At 46.9% G+C, this 21269-nt stretch carries 17 protein-coding genes, 1 other RNA gene and 1 pseudogene; 5 read left to right on the top strand and 14 right to left on the bottom strand.

Features of this window, described 5'->3' with window-relative positions:
• Positions 1-11: 11 nt before the first annotated feature.
• From ICN12_RS08735 to gyrA, 11 genes and pseudogenes are all read right to left on the bottom strand, one after another.
• A complete protein-coding gene (locus ICN12_RS08735; RefSeq protein ID WP_216272117.1) occupies positions 12-1376 on the bottom strand; it encodes a UDP-glucose dehydrogenase family protein in 1365 nt (454 codons plus the stop codon).
• A gap of 85 nt (positions 1377-1461) precedes the next feature.
• Positions 1462-2673: a lipopolysaccharide assembly protein LapB gene (gene lapB, locus ICN12_RS08730; RefSeq protein ID WP_216272116.1), complete on the bottom strand. Its 1212-nt coding sequence runs from the start codon at positions 2671-2673 to the stop codon at positions 1462-1464.
• Between the two features lie 108 nt (positions 2674-2781).
• Positions 2782-3078: pseudogene (locus ICN12_RS08725) on the bottom strand (integration host factor subunit beta); the annotation flags it as partial.
• Between the two features lie 51 nt (positions 3079-3129).
• Entirely contained in the window at positions 3130-4803 is a 1674-nt protein-coding gene (gene rpsA / locus ICN12_RS08720; RefSeq protein WP_015421646.1) for a 30S ribosomal protein S1, read from the bottom strand.
• Between the two features lie 145 nt (positions 4804-4948).
• Complete coding sequence (cmk, locus tag ICN12_RS08715; protein WP_216272115.1) at positions 4949-5611, bottom strand: (d)CMP kinase; 663 nt, start codon at positions 5609-5611, stop codon at positions 4949-4951.
• Between the two features lie 14 nt (positions 5612-5625).
• Entirely contained in the window at positions 5626-6954 is a 1329-nt protein-coding gene (gene aroA, locus ICN12_RS08710; protein ID WP_216862175.1) for a 3-phosphoshikimate 1-carboxyvinyltransferase, read from the bottom strand.
• Positions 6954-7835, bottom strand: coding sequence for a prephenate dehydrogenase (locus ICN12_RS08705; RefSeq protein WP_216272114.1), 882 nt, complete (start codon positions 7833-7835; stop codon positions 6954-6956). The genes aroA and ICN12_RS08705 overlap by 1 nt, the downstream gene beginning before the upstream one ends.
• Before the next feature lie 32 nt (positions 7836-7867).
• Positions 7868-8992 (bottom strand): histidinol-phosphate transaminase, encoded by a 1125-nt coding sequence (gene hisC, locus ICN12_RS08700; protein ID WP_216272113.1) that lies wholly within the window; start codon positions 8990-8992, stop codon positions 7868-7870.
• The gene (gene pheA, locus ICN12_RS08695) at positions 8989-10083 is read right to left on the bottom strand and encodes a prephenate dehydratase (protein ID WP_216272112.1); all 1095 of its coding nucleotides are present in this window, start codon (positions 10081-10083) and stop codon (positions 8989-8991) included. Before pheA ends, hisC begins: the two co-directional genes overlap by 4 nt.
• Entirely contained in the window at positions 10083-11180 is a 1098-nt protein-coding gene (serC, locus tag ICN12_RS08690; RefSeq protein WP_216272111.1) for a 3-phosphoserine/phosphohydroxythreonine transaminase, read from the bottom strand. The genes pheA and serC overlap by 1 nt, the downstream gene beginning before the upstream one ends.
• 31 nt (positions 11181-11211) lie before the next feature.
• Complete coding sequence (gene gyrA, locus ICN12_RS08685; RefSeq protein WP_216272110.1) at positions 11212-13926, bottom strand: DNA gyrase subunit A; 2715 nt, start codon at positions 13924-13926, stop codon at positions 11212-11214.
• 160 nt (positions 13927-14086) lie between these two features.
• Between gyrA and ompA the strand changes: the two genes are divergently transcribed.
• The 4 genes from ompA to ssrA all read left to right on the top strand — a co-directional run bounded on the left by ompA (position 14087) and on the right by ssrA (position 16547).
• Positions 14087-14656, top strand: a complete 570-nt coding sequence (gene ompA, locus ICN12_RS08680; protein WP_216272109.1) for an outer membrane protein OmpA — start codon at positions 14087-14089, stop codon at positions 14654-14656.
• A 100-nt stretch (positions 14657-14756) separates the two neighbouring features.
• Positions 14757-15446, top strand: a complete 690-nt coding sequence (gene ubiG, locus ICN12_RS08675; RefSeq protein WP_216272108.1) for a bifunctional 2-polyprenyl-6-hydroxyphenol methylase/3-demethylubiquinol 3-O-methyltransferase UbiG — start codon at positions 14757-14759, stop codon at positions 15444-15446.
• Entirely contained in the window at positions 15443-16120 is a 678-nt protein-coding gene (locus ICN12_RS08670; protein ID WP_216272107.1) for an HAD family hydrolase, read from the top strand. The genes ubiG and ICN12_RS08670 overlap by 4 nt, the downstream gene beginning before the upstream one ends.
• 68 nt (positions 16121-16188) lie before the next feature.
• Positions 16189-16547: a transfer-messenger RNA gene (gene ssrA, locus ICN12_RS08665) on the top strand.
• Between the two features lie 62 nt (positions 16548-16609).
• Here ssrA and ICN12_RS08660 read toward each other — a convergent pair.
• Positions 16610-18361, bottom strand: a complete 1752-nt coding sequence (locus ICN12_RS08660) for an IlvD/Edd family dehydratase (RefSeq protein ID WP_216272106.1) — start codon at positions 18359-18361, stop codon at positions 16610-16612.
• 137 nt (positions 18362-18498) lie between these two features.
• Between ICN12_RS08660 and ICN12_RS08655 the strand changes: the two genes are divergently transcribed.
• Positions 18499-18921, top strand: coding sequence for a VOC family protein (locus ICN12_RS08655; RefSeq protein ID WP_216272105.1), 423 nt, complete (start codon positions 18499-18501; stop codon positions 18919-18921).
• 29 nt (positions 18922-18950) lie between these two features.
• On the opposite strand, the gene ICN12_RS08650 is transcribed toward ICN12_RS08655, so the two are convergent.
• Both ICN12_RS08650 and hemP read right to left on the bottom strand, forming a co-directional pair.
• Positions 18951-21008: a TonB-dependent receptor family protein gene (locus ICN12_RS08650; protein WP_216272104.1), complete on the bottom strand. Its 2058-nt coding sequence runs from the start codon at positions 21006-21008 to the stop codon at positions 18951-18953.
• 84 nt (positions 21009-21092) lie between these two features.
• Positions 21093-21269, bottom strand: coding sequence for a hemin uptake protein HemP (gene hemP / locus ICN12_RS11005; RefSeq protein WP_216272103.1), 177 nt, complete (start codon positions 21267-21269; stop codon positions 21093-21095).

Here is a 21269-nt window from a genome sequence, read left to right as displayed (position 1 = left end):
TTTTTACTTTTTTAATTATGACGACCAATACCTTGGTACTCAATACCTAATTCTTGCATAGCTTGAGGCTCATAGAGGTTGCGGCCATCAAAGATAATGGGGGTCTTGAGCTTGGCCTTAAGGAGATCAAAATCCGGGCTGCGGAAGGCTTTCCACTCGGTCACGATCACGAGGGCATCAGCATCTTGGGTGGCTGACATAGGATCATCAACCAGAGATACTTGCTTGAGGCCTTCTGGATTGCCTTTAAAGTCCATACCTAGGCAATGCTGGGCTTCTGGCATCGCTACAGGGTCATAGGCAACAACTTGGGCACCCCGTTTGACTAGCTCACCAATAATGACTCGGCTTGGTGCTTCACGCATATCGTCGGTGTTCGGTTTAAATGCTAAGCCCCACAAGGCGAACTTCTTGCCTGACAAATCCTTACCAAAGCGCTTTTCAATCTTCTCAACGAGGATGTATTTCTGGGCCTCATTGACTGCCTCTACGGCATCCAGGATCTTCAAATCACGGCCATGCTCAATTGCAGTCTTAGATAAAGCCGAAACATCCTTTGGAAAGCAAGAGCCGCCATAGCCAGTACCGGAGTACAAAAAGCCATAACCAATACGGGAGTCTGAGCCAATGCCCTGGCGTACCGCTTCGATATCAGCCCCGACTAAGTCAGCCAGATTAGCTAACTCGTTCATAAACGAGATGCGGGTAGCTAACATCGCATTGGCTGCATATTTAGTGAGCTCAGCGCTTTTGACATCCATGTAATAGGTGCGCTCATGATGTCGATTAAAGGGGGCGTAGAGCTTGCGCATTTGCTCTTTAGCCCGCAGACCTGCTGGGGTATTTTGCGTACCGATCACAATGCGGTCTGGGCGCATAAAATCTTCCACCGCAGCGCCTTCTTTAAGGAACTCGGGATTAGAAACTACGGAGCACAGCTCCGGAGGGAGACCTCTTTTAGTCAGCTCCTCAGTAATAGCTGCAGAGACCTTGTCTGCTGTTCCCACAGGGACAGTGGATTTGTCGACGATTACTTTAGGGGTAGTCATATGACGACCAATATTGCGCGCTGCTGCTACTACGTACTGCAAGTCAGCCGAGCCATCTTCATCGGGAGGGGTGCCAACCGCAATAAACTGAATCTCGCCATGGGCAACTGAGGCGGCAATATCAGTAGAGAACTGCAAACGGCCAGCAGCGCGATTGCGCTCAATCATTTCTTTTAAGCCTGGCTCATAAATAGGAACGCCACCAGAGTTCAAAATCTCAATCTTTTTAGAATCCACGTCAACGCAAAAGACGTTATTACCCTGCTCCGCTAGACAAGCGCCCGTAACAAGACCAACGTAACCGCTACCGATGATGGTGACTTTCAAAATAGCTCCAATTTCATATTCATTTCAATACCATCATTAAAAAACTATTTGATGACGGTTTAGTTAACTTATTTAGTGAGTTTATTTACATCGATGGACCGCTTGGCACAGCACCCTCGCTACGTCTTGGGGAGTAAGCCTCCCAATGGTTGCAGCCTGGACATTGCCAATAAAAGCGTCGTGCCCGGAAACCGCAATTACCGCAGGTATAACGCGCCAAACTAGTGGTTCTTTGTTTTAATAAACTCAGAGTCGCCTGAAGATCAGACACTCTTTCTGGTGTGCCATTGCTCTCAGCCAACACCAAACGTGTCTCAGCCAATTTGGAGAGTGCACTCAAGCTTGGTGAATGCTGCATCACCTCCACCAACATTTCCTCCGCAGCCTGTGCGCCGCGAAGTTGAGTCATATGCTTTTGCACAATATCGAGCAACTCACCAGAAGCCTGAGTTTTTAAGAGCTCACAAAGCGCACTTAATCCAATATCCGCTTGATCCAAAGCAGCATGCGCAGCCATCCAGCGATCAGCTAGTAAATGCATATAAGCAGGATGAGCTTTAGCAATCAGGCCCCAAGCCTCGATTGCCTGGGCCGGTCGATCCATTGCGATTAAATAATCACCCTGCAAAATCAGTGCACGTGCGTGATTAGGTACTGCCTGTAACGCTAACTGAATCGATTGTTCTACCTCAGCAAGATCTTTGCGACGCAAGGCCTCCTGCCCTATTTCACAATGAAACTGGGCAATCTCCGTATGATGAGATTTACCCTGCAAGCCCTCAAGCTCACTTGCAGCAATGATGGCTTTTTTCCAATCACGCTCAATTTGGTACATCTCAAGCAAGCTCTCTTTAGCAGGCGCCGCAAATTTACCATCCCCAACGCGATTTAATGAGGCTTCGGCGCGATCCAATAAACCAGCACGCAGAAAATCACGGCCCAACTCATAAGCAGCGTGATCGCGATCACGAGGCTTTAAGTCATCACGGTTAGCTAAATGTTGGTGCACTCGTATCGCACGCTCAGTTTCACCACGGCGACGAAATAAATTACCCAAAGAAAAATGTAACTCAATTGTCTCTGGATCAAGTTGCGCAATTTTGACTAAGGTTTCAATCGCTTGATCTGGTTGCTCATTTAATAAAAGGCTTAAGCCTTTAAATGTGGAGCGTTGCTGACGCATGCGCTCACGTTCATCCATGCGATTCTCAAGACGCAGATCCCAGCGCGAAGCCAACCAACCAATACCAAACATGACTGGTAATAACAGTAGCCAGGAGGTTGCGATCTGAATCATGCTGTGCAGAACTTAAATAAAAAAATGGTCCGAATGGACCACTGGATGTGCGCTAAGTTACTAGGCACCAGAACCCTCTTTAGGGCTCACTTGCTTTAAAGGCTTGTAATCAACACGCTCACGTAATTCTTTGCCAGGCTTGAAATGGGGCACCCGTTTTTCTGGGATTAATACCTTTTCACCAGATTTTGGATTGCGGCCAGTACGCGCAGGACGGTGATGCAAAACAAAGCTGCCAACACCCCGCAACTCAATCCGCTTGCCTTCGGCTAAAGCGTGAGTCATGGTGTCTAGCAATGTTTTTACTGCCAACTCCACATCACGAGGTAATAGCTGGGGAAATTGTTCCGCCAAGCTCTCCACGAGTTCGGAGCGAGTGATTGCTTGTTGCTCTTGATCTGACATATCTATCAATAAAAAACCGCCGCTCTCCTAATGGAAAGCGGCGATATTGATTTAGCCTTGATTGTCCAACTTCGCTTTCAACAAAGCACCCAAGTTGGTTGTGCCGGACTGCGCATCACCTTGGAGCTTGCTCATAGCATCTTGTTGGTCAGAGCTGTCTTTAGCCTTGATTGAAAGATTGATTACGCGTGACTTACGATCAATATTAATGATCATTGCAGTTACGCTATCGCCTTCTTTCAATACATTGCGTGCATCTTCAACGCGATCTGTTGAGATCTCAGAAGCACGTAAGTAAGCTTCAACTTCATCAGCCAAGTGAATCGTTGCGCCCTTAGCATCAACAGCCTTCACAGTACCAGTTACAAGGCTACCCTTGTCGCTGACAGATGTGTAGTTATTGAATGGGTCACCAGACAATTGCTTGATACCAAGAGAGATACGCTCTTTCTCAACATCAATGGCCAATACAGTTGCTTCAACTTCATCGCCTTTTTTGTATTTCTTAACAGCTTCTTCGCCTGGCTCATTCCATGAAAGGTCTGAGAGGTGGACTAAACCGTCGATACCGCCAGGCAAGCCAATGAACACACCAAAGTCAGTAATAGACTTGATTGCACCAGTCAACTTGTCGCCTTTTTGTTGGCCACGTGAGAACTCTTCCCATGGATTTGCTTTGCACTGCTTGATGCCCAAGCTAATACGACGCTTGTCTTCATCAATATCTAGAACCATGACTTCAACTTCGGTTCCTAATGCAGTAGCTTTGCTTGGAGCAACGTTCTTGTTGGTCCAATCCATTTCAGAAACGTGTACCAAACCTTCGATACCGGATTCGATTTCAACGAACGCACCGTAGTCAGTCAAGTTGGTTACCTTACCGAATAAACGGGTGTTTGGTGGGTAACGACGAGCGATACCAACCCATGGATCATCACCAAGCTGTTTCACGCCGAGTGAAACACGGTTCTTTTCTTGATCGAACTTCAAAATCTTTGCTGTAACTTCTTGACCAACAGTCAACATCTCGCTTGGGTGACGCACACGACGCCATGCCAAATCGGTAATGTGCAAGAGGCCATCGATACCACCGAGGTCCACGAACGCGCCGTAGTCAGTAATGTTCTTAACGATACCTTGAACAACGCTACCTTCTTTGAGGTTAGACATCAACTTCGCGCGCTCTTCACCTTGGCTAGCTTCAACAACCGCACGACGTGACAACACTACGTTGTTACGCTTACGGTCAAGCTTGATAACCTTGAACTCCATCGTCTTACCTTCGTAAGGGCTGGTGTCTTTGATTGGACGTGTATCAACGAGTGATCCAGGCAAGAATGCGCGGATACCGTTAACCATAACTGTCAAGCCGCCCTTAACCTTACCGGTAACAGTACCAGTAACGATCTCAGCTTGCTCAAGAGCTTTTTCCAAATTCATCCATGATGCCAAGCGCTTCGCTTTGTCACGGGAAAGGATTGTGTCGCCATAGCCGTTCTCAAGAGCGTCAATAGCAACAGAAACGAAATCGCCAGGAGCTACTTCAATCTCGCCAGCGTCGTTATGGAATTCTTCAACAGGAATAAACGCTTCAGACTTCAAGCCAGCGTTAACAACGACGAAGTTATGGTCGATGCGAAGGACTTCAGCCGAAATAACTTGGCCGGTCTTCATATTCGATCGGGTTAATGATTCTTCAAATAATTCTGCAAATGATTCAGACATTTATATATTCACTTTGTGCCGTCAGAAGGCCCGACGGGTTAGATTAAAAAAGCCCCAAGAAACACGCTAAATTAGATAATCGCGTTGTAGAGTTCCTTAAGACACCAAAACTACTGCCACTGCTTTTTTACTACTCACCAACAAACTAAGCTGTTTTTGATTGATACCAATCTAAAACCGTCTTAACTGCTTGATCTATCGATAATTCTGATGTTTCTAGCACTTTGGCACCATCTGCAACTAGCAAGGGTGCTGTACCTCGACTACTGTCTCTGGCATCGCGCTCCTGCAAATCGTGCAGCAAGTCGTCTAGTTTAGCAGAAATTCCCTTAGCTATCAATTGCTTATACCGACGCTCGGCTCTGGCTTGCGCTGTCGCCGTCAGGAAAACCTTGAGCGCTGCATCTGGGAATATGACGCTAGCCATGTCCCTGCCATCAGCCACCAAGCCCGGAGTAGTTCTAAAACCATGCTGAACTGCCACTAAAGCCTGTCGAACTTCTGGGTGAACGGCAATCGCTGAGGCACGCAAACCAATGCTTTCCGTACGAATGTCTTCGGTCACATCTTCAGAATTGAGCAGAATTTGGCCATTTTTGAAGGAAATCACTAGTTTTTTGGCCAAAATACCCAGTTCTGGGCCATTTTTGGGGTCAATCAATGCTTTTTGACTTCCCAAGGCAACCAAGCGATAAAGCGCCCCACTATCCAAATAGTGAAAGCCGAGCTTTTCTGCCACCAAAGAGGCGACCGTCCCTTTTCCTGAGGCAGTTGGGCCATCAATGGCGATTACTGGAGGCAGACTCATGAAATAAATGAATTCTAGGAAACAATCTTTGCAAATTCAGCAAAGTAGCTTGGGAAGGTTTTGGCCACGCAGTTTGGGTCATTGATCTGCAAAGTATTTGGGCCAAATGCCGCTAATGAGAAACACATCGCCATGCGATGGTCATCATAAGTATCAATACCTTCGCTAGGCGACTTCCAGTCGATAAGTGATTTGGGTGCTTGAACGACGATGTAGTCAGCACCCTCCTCCACAATAGCGCCCACTTTTTTCAACTCTTTAGCCATTGCAGCAATGCGGTCTGTCTCTTTCACGCGCCAACTCGCAATATTGTTTAAGCGGGTTGACCCTTCAGCAAACAATGCAGCAACAGCCAATGTCATGGCTGCATCTGGAATTTCCGTGCAATCGATCGTGATGCCATTGAGTTTGCCATTGGCATTCTTCACGCCAGCAACTTCAATCCAATCTTCACCAGATGAAATCTTGGCACCCATGAGCGCCAGTGCATCAGCAAATGCCACATCACCTTGAATGCTATTGCTACCAACACCAAGAACACGAACCGGGCCACCACCAATTGCACCAAGCGCTAAGAAGTAAGAGGCAGAGGATGCATCACCCTCAACCGATAACACCCCAGGACTTTGATATACCGCATCCGATGTTTTGGCGGGGATCACAAATGACTGTGCATCAGGACGTGCCACCGTGACGCCGAATCGAGCCATAAGCTTGAGGGTAATTTCAATATAAGGGCGAGAAATGAGTTCACCAATCACTTCAATCTTGACAGGCTCTTTAGCCACTAAAGGCAAAGCCATCAACAGGGCAGTCAGGAATTGGCTTGAGACATCGCCACGCACCTTAACAACATCTTTAATTTGAATATCCGCAGCAGAAATTTTGATGGGAGGATAACCTTCTTGCAATTCATAATCAATCTTTGCGCCCACTTGACGCAAGCCATCTACCAAATCACGAATGGGGCGCTCATGCATCCGCGGCACACCAGATAAGCGATAGTTACCACCTTGCATTGCAAGTGCCGCTGTTAATGGACGTATCGCCGTACCTGCATTACCCATAAAGAGATCTGCATCTTGCGCGGGGAATTTACCGCCACAACCTTCCACCACGCACACATTATCTGCTTGGTCGGTTACAGACAAACCTAACTGACGCAAGGCATTACGCATGACCTGCGTATCGTCGGCATCCAGCAAGTTTTTCAGCGTAGTAGTTCCAGTGGAAAGCGCCGCCAATAACAAGGCGCGATTGGAAATACTCTTCGATCCTGGCAAGACAATGGAGCCTTGGGCTTTCTTAAATGGACCAATCTGAATATCTGGAATCCCACTCATCAAAGTACATCCAAATCTTGACGTGCTTTGCTTGCCTTATTAAATAACTTCTCCAAACCAGCGCCATCATTCTCAGCAATCAATTTGCGCATGTGATTGACGATCAGCAAATATTGATCGAGCTCTTTGAGAACGGCGGTGCGATTACCTAGACAAATATCACGCCACATCTCCGGACTAGAGGCGGCAATGCGTGTGAAATCTTTAAAGCCTGCACCAACATGACTGAGTTTTTGATCGGCATCCTCAGAGTTCACTACGCTGGCCATCAGCGCATACGAGAGAATATGTGGCAAATGCGATACGGCAGCATAAATAGCATCGTGTTGCACGTTGGAGATTTTTTTCACAACAGAGCCAACGGACTGCCAAAAGCCTTCGATTAATTCAGTATCTTGTGGAGAGTTTTCCTGCAAGGGGCAAAGAATCGTTTGTTTGCCCTGAAATAGGTCTGCTTTAGCAGCGCTAGCACCATGCTGTGCTCCACCCGCAATCGGATGGGCTGGCACAAATTGACAGGCCTTCTTGCCGAGGACTTCCTTAGCAGCCAAAATCACATCGCCCTTGGTGCTACCTGCATCAGTCAACATCGTGCGAGGCTCAAGGTGGGGCTCAATCACCTCAAAGGCTGATCTCATTTGCGCGACCGGCACACACAACACAATCACATCAGACTGCTTGGCTGCCTCGACTAAATCGACCACACCATCAATCGCGCCCATCTTGAGCGCTTGATCCAGATTTGCGGGGCTGCGACCAACACCGAGTACCTTGTTAACAACGCCCGCTTTCTTTAAAGCCAAACCAAGAGAAGCGCCAATCAGGCCAACGCCAACAATAGTGACGGTGCCGTAATTACTAGATGGATTGATGATGGTCATTGCCGTATTGAATTGATCTAATTGCTGTTGAATTACTGCTGAGCCAAAATATCTTTAAGAGCAGCAATAAAGGCCGCGTTTTCTTCTGGCAGGCCGATGGAAATACGCAACCACTGTGGCAGGCCATAATTTCCTACCGGGCGAACAATGATGCCGCGCTTAAGTAACTCTAAATTAATGCGAGTGCCAGCGCCATCATCCTCACCCACCTTCACCAACACAAAGTTACCAGCAGATGGTAAGTAGGTCAGACCGAGCTCATCGAAAGCTTGGGTTAATTGAGCAAAACCAGCACGGTTTAATTCAAAGCCTTGTTGCAAAAAAGCAGAGTCTTGAAACGCCGCAATCGCCGCTGCTTGTGCAAGACTATTAACGTTAAACGGTTGACGAATGCGATTAAGCAAATCCGTCAAGCCTGGCTGTGCTACGCCGTAACCAATTCGTAAGCCTGCTAGGCCATAGGCTTTAGAGAAACTACGGGACAAAATCATGTTCGGGAAACGCTTTACCCAAGCAATCGCATCATAGCGCTGATCAGCAGTGAGATATTCGTTATAAGCCTCATCCAAGACCACCACAACATGGGCAGGCACGGCGATTAAGAAATCCTCGATCTCTTTGGCGGTCAAATAACTGCCTGTTGGATTATTGGGATTAGCTACAAAGACGAGTTTGGCTTTATCGCCAGCCGCTTTCACTGCCTGTAGCATGGCAGGTAGGTCATGACCATACATTTCAGTAGCGGCCACCTCGACTGCCTTGGCACCTACAGCTTGAGTAGCCAGCGGATAAACGGCAAAGGCATGCTTAGAGAAGATCACTTCATCGCCAGTTTGAGCTACTGCGCGGGCAGCCAATTCCAAAATGTCGTTGCTGCCATTACCTAAGGTAATCCAATTCGTTGGAACACCTAAGCGTGCCGATAAAACATTCTTTAACTCAAAACCATTCGAGTCGGGATAACGACCTAAATCACTAGCCGCTTTGAGCATCGCTTCTTGCGCTGATTTTGGCATGCCCAATGGATTTTCATTGGACGCCAGTTTGACGATCTTGCTTTCATCCAAGCCATACTCACGCGCTACCTCGCTGATAGGTCGTCCACCTACATAAGGCGCTATCGCATGAATATGTTTTAAACCAATCTTAGAGCTCATGCGGAATGGGGGTATGAGCCAAGGTTTTTGTAAAAAGCCGCTGTCGTTTTTAACTCATCCAATGCCTTAGCCACTTTCGCATCCTCAGTATGACCCGCTACATCAATGTAGAAGTGATACTCCCAAGTGCCTTTGCGAGCAGGACGAGACTCGAAACGATTCATGGAAACACCATGCTTCGCTAAGGGCTCTAACAATCGGTGTACAGCGCCTGGTTGGTTATCTACCGAGAGAACCAAGGATGTTTGATCTTTGCCGGTAGGCTGACACTCGTAAGTGCCGACCACCACAAAACGTGTCCGGTTATGCGGATCATCCTGAATCTGGGCAGCCACTGCTTGAAGACCGTAGGCTTCTTGCGCTGGGTCACCTGCAATAGCTGCTAATGCTGGATCAATGGAAGCCATGCGAGCAGCCTCGGCATTGCTGCTGACTGCCTGACGCTTTAATTGAGGCGCATGCACACTCAACCATTGCTGACATTGCGCCAAGGCTTGGGCATGCGCACATACGGTGGTTACACCATCCAGGTTACCGCTCTTGGTTAAGAGGTGGTGACGAATAGGCAGAACCACTTCACCACTAATACGCATTGGAGAATCTAGCAGCAAATCTAAAGTACGGGAGATGGCGCCTTCGCTTGAGTTCTCAACAGGAACAACACCAAATTGCGCCGCGCCCTTCTCAACCGCTTTAAATACTTCATCAAGACTGTTGCAAGGCAAGCCAGCAATCGAGTGACCAAAATAAGTCTGGGCTGCTTGCTCTGAAAATGTTCCCACTGGTCCGAGATAAGCAATTGTCTGACGAGCCTCTAAGGCACGGCAAGCTGACATCACCTCTCGCCAAATTGCAGCTATGCCATCAGGTAACAATGGGCCCTTGCTGAGTTCTTGTAAGCGCGCAACAACTTGTCGCTCACGCTCTGGCCTAAACACTGGCGAGGAAAATCCACCCTTGATGTGACCAACTTCTTGGGCCGCTTTTGCGCGTTGCGATAACAAATCCAAAATCTGCGCATCGAGCGCATCAATCTTGTCACGGATTGGCGCTAGGCGCTGCTCCTCAGTACTCTGGTCTTTGGAGCTCATTAGGCACGCCTTTCAAAGTCACGCATAAAGTCCACTAGCGCCTTAACGCCCTCTAGTGGCATTGCGTTGTAAATACTGGCCCGCATACCACCTGCAGCCTTATGACCGCGCAGGGCAACTAAGCCTGCCGCATTCGATTGCGCTAAAAACTCTGCGTTTAGATTTTCATCCTTCAAGAAGAAGGTAACATTCATTCTAGACCGATATTCTTTGGTAACGCGATTCTCATACAAGCTACTTTGATCTAAGTAGTTATAAAGTAGATCTGCTTTTTCTTGATTGCGCTGTTCGATTGCTTTAACACCGCCCTGCTTTAGCAACCACTTAAAGCCTAGGCCAGCCATGTAGATAGCAAATGTCGGGGGCGTATTGAGCATCGATTGATTGGCAGCTTGCTTAGACCAATCCCAAATCGATGGAGTGATCTTCATGCCGTGACCCATCAAATCTTTACGCACAATCACGATCGTTACACCGGATGGGCCAATATTTTTTTGTGCGCCACCAAACCAAACGCCGCACTTACTGATATCCATCTCTTTAGAAAGAATGTTGCTAGAGATATCCGCAACTAATACCTTGCCGTTCACATCCGGCACATCTGGAAACTCTACGCCACCAATGGTTTCATTAGCGCAGTAATGCACATAGGCAGCATCATCTGATAGTTGCCAAGTCGATCTTGCTGGAATCGTGTTGAATTTTTCTGCTGCTGAAGACGCTGCTAGATGAGCAACGCCATACTTATCCGCTTCTTTGTAAGATTTTTCAGACCAAATGCCGGTTACTAAGAAGTCCGCCTTAGGACCATTCTTAGCAAGGCTCATGAGGTTCATGGGAATGGCCGCATTTTGACCCAAGCCCCCACCTTGAAGCATCAATATTTCATAAGAATCAGGAATGCCCATGAGGGTACGAAGATCTTGGAGTACTTCCTCGTAAAGAGCCATGAACTCTTTGCCGCGGTGACTTACCTCCATCACACTAGCACCAAGTCCTTGCCAATTCAACATCTCTGCAGCGGCTTGCTTTAATACCTCTTCAGGTACGGTAGCAGGCCCCGCAGCGAAATTGAAAATGCGGCGGTCAAACGTCATGATGAATTAATTAACCTTGTATGAATGCCAGTTAGGCATCACCAGCTTCATCAGAATTGGAATCAACTACTGGATCTGCAGCAACATCACCCTCTTCACCATCATCGAGTTCATTCTCATCATCAGAATCGCTTTCAGCAATACGCTGTAAGCCAGACAAACGAGTGCCTTCGTCCACGTTGATCAAGGTAACGCCTTGAGTAGCGCGACCCATTTCACGAATCTCTGAAACACGCGTACGCACCAAGATACCACCGGTGGTGATCAACATAATTTGATCTTCAGGAGAAACCAGAGCAGCAGCAACGACTTTACCGTTTCGCTCCGTAGTCTGAATCGCGATCATGCCTTTAGTGCCGCGACCGTGACGGGTGTATTCAGCAATCGGAGTGCGCTTACCAAAACCATTTTCAGTTGCAGTCAATACACTACTTGGAATAGCAAGGCCGCTCTCATCTACTACCGCAGCCTCAACACCTTCCGCCACCTCTGCTTGAGAAACTAACATGGCAATCACTTGATGTCCTTCACCCAAGCTCATACCACGTACACCGCGCGCTGTACGCCCCATTGGGCGAACATCATTCTCATCAAAGCGCACCGCTTTACCGGCATCCGAGAACAACATCACATCATGCTGGCCATCGGTAATTGCGGCGCCAACTAAGAAATCGTTTTCATTCAAATCGACCGCAATGATTCCGGCCTTGCGAGGATTGGAGAAGTCAGACAATCGCGTCTTCTTCACAGTGCCCAAGCTTGTTGCCATAAAGACGTAATGATCATCTTGATATCCCTTAATCGGGAGAATCACAGTAATCTTTTCACCTTCAATCAATGGGAACATATTGACGATAGGCTTGCCACGTGAGTTACGGCTACCTTGCGGGACTTCCCATACTTTGAGCCAGTACATACGGCCACGATCAGAGAAGCACAAAATGATGTCATGCGTATTTGCGACGAAGAGGGTTTCAATCCAATCTTCATTCTTAGTAGCTGCAGCTTGCTTGCCGCGACCACCACGCTTTTGCGCACGATATTCACTCAGAGGCTGGCTCTTCATATAACCCGTGTTGGAAAGTGTGACCACCATATCTTGCGGTGTAATCAAATCTTCTGTGAACAACTCGGTTGCATTCATTTCAATAAATGAACGACGGCCAGAATCGCCCCCAGCAATACCAAATTCCGCTTGAACTTCCTTCAGCTCAGATTCAATGACTTGAGTGACGCGCTCTGGCTTAGCAAGTAAGTCGAGCAAGTCAGAAATCTCAGACATTACCTCTTTATATTCATTCACAATCTTGTCTTGCTCAAGGCCAGTCAAGCGTTGTAAACGCATCTGCAAAATTTCTTGTGCTTGGCTATCAGACAAGCGATAGAGTCCAGTAGTTTGCATGCCGTACTCTGGCAACAAGCCTTCAGGACGATAAGCGTTGCGACCGCCAGGGGTATCTGTCTCAGCACGCGCCAACATCTCACGCACCATGGAAGAGTCCCATGCCTTGCTCATCAATTCTTGTTTAGCAATTACTGGATTTGCAGCAGCTTTGATGATCGCAATAAATTCATCAATGTTTGCTAATGCAACAGCAAGACCTTCTAAGACATGACCACGTTCACGTGCTTTGCGTAATTCAAAAATAGTACGGCGCGTAACTACTTCGCGACGATGTTGCAAGAAGTACTCGAGCATCTGCTTCAAGTTCAACAGACGTGGTTGGTTATCCACCAAGGCCACCATGTTCATGCCGAAGTTATCTTGCAGTTGTGTGCTCTTATACAAATTATTGAGAACGACTTCAGGCACTTCACCACGCTTTAGTTCGATCACTACGCGCATACCTGACTTATCAGACTCATCACGCAAATCAGAAATACCCTCTACTTTTTTCTCATTCACCAACTCAGCAATGCGTTCGAGCAAATTCTTTTTATTTACTTGGTATGGCAACTCATCCACGATGATGGACTGACGAGCGCCCTTGTCGAGGTCTTCAAAATGGGTTTTAGCGCGCATCACCACACGACCACGGCCAGTGCGATAGCCCTCACGAACCCCTTGAACACCATAAATAATGCCGGCGGTCGGAAAATCTGGTGCCGGAATGATCTCAATTAGCTCATCAATCGTGCAATCTGGGTTGTGTAAGACGTGCAAACAGGCTGTAACCACCTCATCTAGGTTGTGGGGAGGGATATTAGTCGCCATACCCACTGCAATACCTGAACTGCCGTTAATCAGCAAATTAGGTACTTTTGCAGGAAGAATAAGGGGCTCTTTCTCGCTACCGTCGTAATTTGGCCCAAAATCCACGGTTTCTTTGTCCAAATCGGCCAATAACTCATGGGCAATCTTACGGAGGCGGATCTCGGTATACCGCATTGCAGCAGCGTTATCGCCGTCCACGGAGCCAAAGTTACCCTGTCCGTCAACCAGCATATAGCGCAGAGAGAAATCTTGGGCCATACGAACGATGGTGTCGTACACCGCAGAATCGCCATGTGGATGGTATTTACCGATCACATCGCCAACTATACGGGCAGATTTTTTGTAAGCTCGGTTCCAATCGTTGTTTAATTCATACATCGCGAATAAGACCCGGCGATGGACCGGTTTAAGGCCGTCACGTACGTCTGGCAGGGCTCTGCCGACAATGACGCTCATTGCGTAGTCCAAATAGGACCGCCGCATTTCGTCTTCTAGGGATATTGGTAGTGTTTCTTTAGCGGCTTGTTCCATTTAGAAATAATATCATTTTGATGACTGATAGCCCCTATGCTAAGATTCTGTCAGTTTGTACGAAATTGAGATGTGTCGCTTTGCGGTTTTTTGCTTCAAAGTAGGGCGAATTACATTTAAGTTTGACTTTAATTAAAAAAGAGATTTTTGAGGACTAAAAATGAACAAAACCCTAAAAGTGTTGTTAGCTTCTGTTGTTACTGTTTCTGCTTCTGCAGCGATGGCTTCTGATAACTGGGAAAACAGCTCTGGCTTGAACTGGAAAAACGGCGACGGCACATTGTGCTGGCGTGATAACAACTGGACACCTGCAACTGCAGCTGCTGGTTGTGATGGCTGGTTGGCTCCTAAATCTGCCGCTGGTGTAAGCCAAAGCAAGATCACTTTGCAAGCTGACACACTCTATGACTTCGATAAAGCTACATTGAAGCCAGAAGGCATGGCTACTTTAGACAAAATCGCTAAAGACTTAGGCAAGATCAAATTAGAAGTCATTATTGCTGTTGGTAACACTGATAGCGTTGGTACTGATGCTTACAACATGGCTCTCGGCCAACGTCGTGCTCAGTCCGTTAAAGCTTACTTGGTAAGCAAAGGTGTTGACGGTAGCCGTATTTACACAGAATCAAAAGGCAAGAGCAATCCAGTTGCATCAAATGCAACTGCTGAAGGCCGCGCTAAGAACCGCCGCACCGACATCGAAGTTGTTGGTACAGCTGCAGTTAAGTAATTCTTTTTACTTGTAAAAAAGCCCGGTTCTGCCGGGCTTTTTTATTTCCGCTATATTCGTATTTCATTTATTCCAAAGCGCTTCCTGCGCCCAAATTCCTATGAACGTCGATCAATCTGAAATCGCTAAATTTAGCGCCTTAGCCCACCGCTGGTGGGATCCTAATAGTGAATTTAAGCCCCTGCATGCAATTAACCCCTTGCGCCTCAACTGGATCAAGTCTTTTGTTGACCTCCAGGGCAAGAAGGTTCTAGATGTCGGTTGTGGTGGCGGCATTTTGGCCGAGTCTATCGCTCAATCCGGTGCCGATACCTGCGGCATTGATTTATCCGAAAAAGCCCTCAAAGTAGCTGAATTGCATGCCCTTGAAGTGGGTGCAAGCCTCGAATACCGCTCTATTTCAGCTGAAGCCATAGCCGAAGAGCAGCCAGAGCAGTATGACGTTGTGACCTGCATGGAGATGCTTGAGCACGTCCCAGATCCCTCGTCAGTAGTTCGGGCCTGTGCCAAGCTCTGCAAGCCTGGTGGCACCCTCTTTTTTAGCACCCTGAACCGCAGCCCCAAATCCTACTTATTTGCCATTATTGGCGCTGAATACGTCTTGAGATTGCTTCCCAAAGGTACTCACGAATACGCGAAATTCATTAAACCATCTGAGTTGGTCGCATTTACGCGCCAAGCTGGACTGGAAATGATCGGCATGAAGGGGATGAGCTACAACCCCCTTACCCAGGTATACAGCCTAGGTGATGATGTGGATGTGAATTACATGATTGCCGTACGTAAATGAGTAACGGGTTAGCAAGTCCTTACAAGGGGGTCTTTTTTGACTTGGATGGCACCCTTGCGGACACCGCTCCAGACCTTGTGGCAGCCGCTAACCAGCTCCTGATTGCCCGCAATCTTCCCCCCAAGCAATACGAAGTCTTGCGCCCTTGCGCCTCAGCTGGTGCGCGAGGCCTAATCGGTGGAGCGTTTGGTATCGATACCGATCACCCCGACTTCATTTCATTACGTGATGAGTTTTTTGAGAACTATGAAAAAGCCTTGCTGGTTGATAGCGTGCTTTTTGAGGGTGTAGATCACTTACTAGATCAACTGGATGGTGCAAAGCTCCCCTGGGGGATTGTGACGAACAAAGGTGAGCGCTTTACCAATCCCTTGACCGTTCTAATGGGTTTGCGCCAAAGATCTGTGTCTACCGTCTCAGGCGACACCACTCCTTACTCAAAACCACATCCTGAGCCCATTTTGCATGCTGCCAGAGTCGCCAATATTGACCCAAGCCGGTCGCTGTACGTTGGCGATGACATTAGAGATATCGTGGCAGGCAAAGCAGCGGGCATGAAAACCATTGCGGCAGCGTATGGTTATTGCGGCTGTGAAGAACCTCCAGAATCTTGGGGCGCAGATTATCTAGTGCGCCACCCGCTCGAATTGCTGGAAATCATCTTCCCTAAATAGGGATATAAAAGATATCGAGCATTTAAAGGCTAAGAGCCTTAAAATAGAGATTCCAATGCATGAACTCCGGGGTCGACATGGTTTCGACGTGGATTACAAAGCATCAAGGGCATACCGAGGACCCGTTATCTCGTAAATCAATGGGAATGTAATAACTGCAAACGACGAACGTTTCGCACTAGCCGCTTAATTGCGGTTGCCCCTGAACTGATTCTCTCTTGGGTCAGCTAGCGAAAGCTAGGTCAGGGTCATTTACAAGAGATAAGATCATTTCATGTCACGGGGAATGGTTCGAAAACTTAGTGAATCGCCAGCGTGGAACATGTCAGTCTGTGACTAGCTAGCTAAATTAAATGATATGACTAAGTATGTAGAACTTGTTGTAGAGGATTTGCGGACGCGGGTTCGATTCCCGCCGACTCCACACCCAATTTGAAGAACTTGCTTTAGCAACAGTCAAACGCCACCCACCAGGGTGGCGTTTTTCATTTAGCGCTTCGGTGTTTTACCAACCATCTTCGCAGCCCTCAAGAAATCAAAATCAACACCCTTATCTGCTTGCGTAACTGTATCCAAGAATAGCTTTAAGTAACCACGCTCTGCAGTGGGCTCGATCACTGGGTTTTCTTTTGCACGCTTGGCCAACTCTTCCTCCGAGACGAATAAACTAATCTCACGATTTTTAACGCTCAAACGAATACGATCACCATTTTTTACATGCGCTAGCGGCCCACCGACTGCAGCTTCAGGAGTGACATGCAACACAATGGTTCCAAATGCAGTGCCACTCATACGACCATCAGAAATTCTGACAATATCTTTTACGCCGGCACGCGCCAGTTTCATCGGAATTGGGATGTATCCCGCTTCAGGCATACCGGGAGCACCTTTAGGACCAATATTCTTGAGCACCAAAATATCCTCAGCAGTAACATCTAGCTCCGGGCTATCAATGCGATTCGCAAGATCTTCACTGTTTTCAAAGACAACAGCACGGCCCTCATGCTCCATCAATTTTTCATTAGCAGCAGATTGCTTGATGATGGCGCCGCCAGGAGCTAAGTTGCCATGCAAGACCGCAATACTGCCGCGTGGATAAATCGGGTTATCCAATTTGCGCACTACATCTTGTTTAAAGCTTGGAGGGGCAGCATCAATCTCCTCGCCTAGAGTGCGACCAGTCACCGTCATCGCATCAAGCTTTAACAAAGGCTTTAGCTCACGCAGCAAGGTTGTCATGCCACCGGCATCATGGAAGTTCTCCATGTAGTGATCACCAGATGGCTTCAAATCAACCAGTACCGGCGTCTCATCACCCATCTTATCGAGAGCGTCTAAATCAATTTCTAAGCCCATACGTCCAGCGATAGCGGCTAAGTGAATAATCCCATTCGTCGAGCCGCCGATAGCTAATAGGACTCGCATGGCATTCTCAAAAGCATCAGCAGTTAATACCTTATCAATTGTTAAACCATCCTTAGCCATTTGCACGGCACGAGTACCCGTCTCTTCAGCAATCCGAATACGATCTGCCGTTACCGCTGGCGGGGTAGCTCCTCCAGGCACGGTCATTCCCAATGCCTCAGAGATACAAGCCATCGTACTAGCGGTACCCATCACTGAGCAGGTGCCAACACTGGCTACTAACTGGTCATTCACTTCATCTTTTTCAACTTCATCAATTTCCCCAGCGCGGAATTTTCCCCAATAGCGACGACAGTCAGTGCATGCACCTACACGCTCACTTCGATGTGAACCAGTCAGCATTGAACCGGTAATTAATTGAATAGCGGGCAAACCCGCTGAGGCCGCGCCCATCATTTGTGCCGGCACCGTTTTATCGCAGCCACCAATCATGACTACCGCATCCATGGGTTGAGCGCGCAGCATCTCCTCGGTATCCATCGACATCAGGTTACGCAAATACATACTGGTTGGAGCAGCAAAGCTTTCATGAATTGAAATCGTCGGGAAGTCCATCGGCAAACCACCCGCCAACATCACGCCGCGTTTTACAGCCTCAATCAACTGCGGCATATTGCCATGACAAGGGTTGTAGGCACTGCCAGTATTGATGATCCCAATGACAGGACGATCTAAGGCGCTATTGGTATACCCCGCACCTTTAATAAATGCTTTACGCAAAAACAAAGAAAATCCTTTATCACCGTAACTCGTTAATCCCTTGCGTAAGCCAGTTACAGGAGCTTGTTTTTTGTCTTTACTCACACTACCGCTCATAGCCCATCCAATCGATCGCTCAACATGGTTGTCTCCGCCAAATATTAATATTTTTTATGATCTCAATATACTAAACTTTGCCAACACACACATTGGGGCATGCTAAGCTCAGCTCCATATCATTATGAAGGATCGTCATGTCAAGCATTCAACCTTTTCACCTTGCATTTCCTGTAGACAACTTAGAGGCAGCTCGCACTTTTTACGGTAGCACCTTAGGTTGCGCCGAAGGTCGTAGCTCTGATGAATGGATTGACTTTGATTTCTTTGGACACCAATTGGTTGCCCACCTAGCACCTGAAGAATGCGGCCATGCAGCCTCAAATGAAGTTGACGGCCATCAAGTTCCTGTAAAACATTTTGGGGTTGTGTTAACGATGCCAGATTGGCATACCTTAGCCGATAGATTGCGCAATAGCGGTATGAAATTCATTATGGAGCCACAGATTCGCTTTAAAGGCAAAGTTGGTGAGCAAGCCACGATGTTCTTCCTCGACCCTGCTGGCAATGCCCTGGAATTCAAAGCATTCGAAGACCCAAGCCAACTATTTGCAAAATAATTAGCTTGAGTAGCACTGGATTTATTGTCTTAAAAAAACTGGTAACTCATACCCGCTTGAAAATTGAGCGGTGCACCTAGAAAAATACCATCAGGACTTCTGCTAGCTACATAACGCTTATTGAATACATTATTCACTGCGCCAAATACCTTCCAACTTTTATCAATCGCGTAATGTGCACTCCAATTAACGGTGGTGATAGATGGGATCTCCCCGAGAGTGCCAATGGAGTTTGGCAAACTCGTATTTGCCGCATCAGCGAATTGGGGTGATAGGTAATTCAAGCTAAGCAAAGTATTAAATCCATTTTTTTGATAATTTACCCCCAGGTTTGAAACCATCTTAGCAGTGTATGGAATTCGATTTCCATCCCCTCCCATTGAAGAATTTCCCACAAATTTCGCAACTGGAATGTAAGTGAGATTTCCATTTAGACCCCATCCAGCACCCAATTCATAACCCAAAGCCAACTCCATACCTTGGTGCAAGCTTTGACCGCCATTAGCTTTAGTGATGCCTGCCGCAAGACTTTGATTTACTATTTGATTGCTAAAGTTCATGCTAAAAACTGCTGCATCGTAACTAAACCCAGCATCGACACCTCTTAGACCAATCTCAAAATTAGTTGATCTTTCAGGATCTAATTGCTGGTCTATACCTTTTTCGCTGATGGCAGTGGCTAATTGTGCAGGTGCAAAACCCTTATACACACTTGAGTAAATCTGTATCTCTGGATCAATCTGCCAAGTAGCGCCGATTTGGGGAACAGTCTCTACATTTTTTGCGCTACCTGATTTTTCGGTAAGGATATTATTTCGGGACTGGTTATAACTCTCAATCCGAATACCAGGGGTAATAGCAAAGTCTTTAGTCAACATAAATCGATTTTGAGCAAAAAGTGCAATTGAATTTGCTTTGTTTTCTTCATGACCTGCTAATCTTCCCGACTTGCTAAAACTGCGCGATGCCACAAGCTGGTTTGATTGTGTCTCAGTATGCAGGCGTAGGCCAAACTCAAACTCATTTTGTATGCCCATGGCTGAGTAAGTTTGGGAAACGCGAGAATCTAATCCGAGCATTTGGAATTCACGATTGCGTCCAAACATGCAATCATTTGAACCATTGCACGAATTAAAAACGGTCTTATCTACCTTGCGTCCAGTGATACCTTGGCGCCAATAATCTCTACCCAGTCGACTCCAATACAAAAGAGTATTCAGCTTAGTACCTTCACCCAACTCCCAAGAATGATTTAAATCAACCGCATTTCTCTGAGTAATAAAGTAATCATTTGGAGCGGGATTTGATGAAAAATTATTGTTATATTGGTCTGGTCTTAAGCCTACATATGAGGTATTAATGTTGTTATCGTAATGAGTATATTTGAGACTTAGCCATTGATTTTGATCAATTGCGACACCGCCTTTAAATAAGATGTCATACATCTTGAATCCATTACCTTGATATCCATCGCTCTCTGACTTGATAATGTTGATACCTGCTACAGCACCATTACTCTCTGACTTTCCACCCGCCTCAATTTGAGCCAATTGATATCCATAATTACCTGCTTTAGCGGAGAGCTTAAAGCCCTCTTCCGGAGTTTTAGTAAGGTAATTAATAACGCCGCCAATATTGGATGGCCCATACTGCAAGCCAGATGCCCCTTTCAAAATTTCGATCCCACTCATGCGGTCAACTGGAGGGCTGTAATAGGATGCACTAGAAATAAACAAGCTAGGATGAATCGGAGCCCCATCCTCAAGCAACAGCACCTTTTGACTTCGACTAGGATTAAGACCCCTAATGCCAATATTGGGAATGGCTCCTAACCCACCCTCATCTCCACGAATATTGATACCGGGAACGGTCTTCAGCGCATCTTGAATAGATAAGGGCTGAAGTATCTCCAACTGCTGTTGATTAATAACATCAACAGTCCCGGGGATTTTTGAGCGGGCATTTTCTTCCCGACCCACAATATCGAGTCTCGGTAATTCGACTTCTTTAGCATGAACACTTAAAGCCAACGAACATCCGCAAGCCAGTGCAAAGCATGAGGCCCAAGCTACTTTTTGCTGCTTCATATGCAATCTCCAGAGATATGTACAAAAAATCGCTGGCTAATCGCATATCAAAATACTTTTGCTGGCTAAAAAAATAGTGCATGACTATTTAGTCAAAATGAGTTTCCTTAATTTGGTAATTCGTAAAACATATCGTTGCCCGTCATGATTAATAACAATCGATTTTTCTTTGCCAAATAAAGCTGAGCTTGGAATTATCTTGGGTAAGTTTGGGTCGATAAAGAATAAATCCTTAGCTGAGCTTTTAAGCTCCAAATTCAT

The organism is Polynucleobacter sp. AM-25C3, assembly GCF_018882335.1.
In the GTDB taxonomy this organism is placed as follows: Bacteria; Pseudomonadota; Gammaproteobacteria; order Burkholderiales; family Burkholderiaceae; genus Polynucleobacter.
This window is presented reverse-complemented; position numbering and strand designations above follow the sequence as displayed.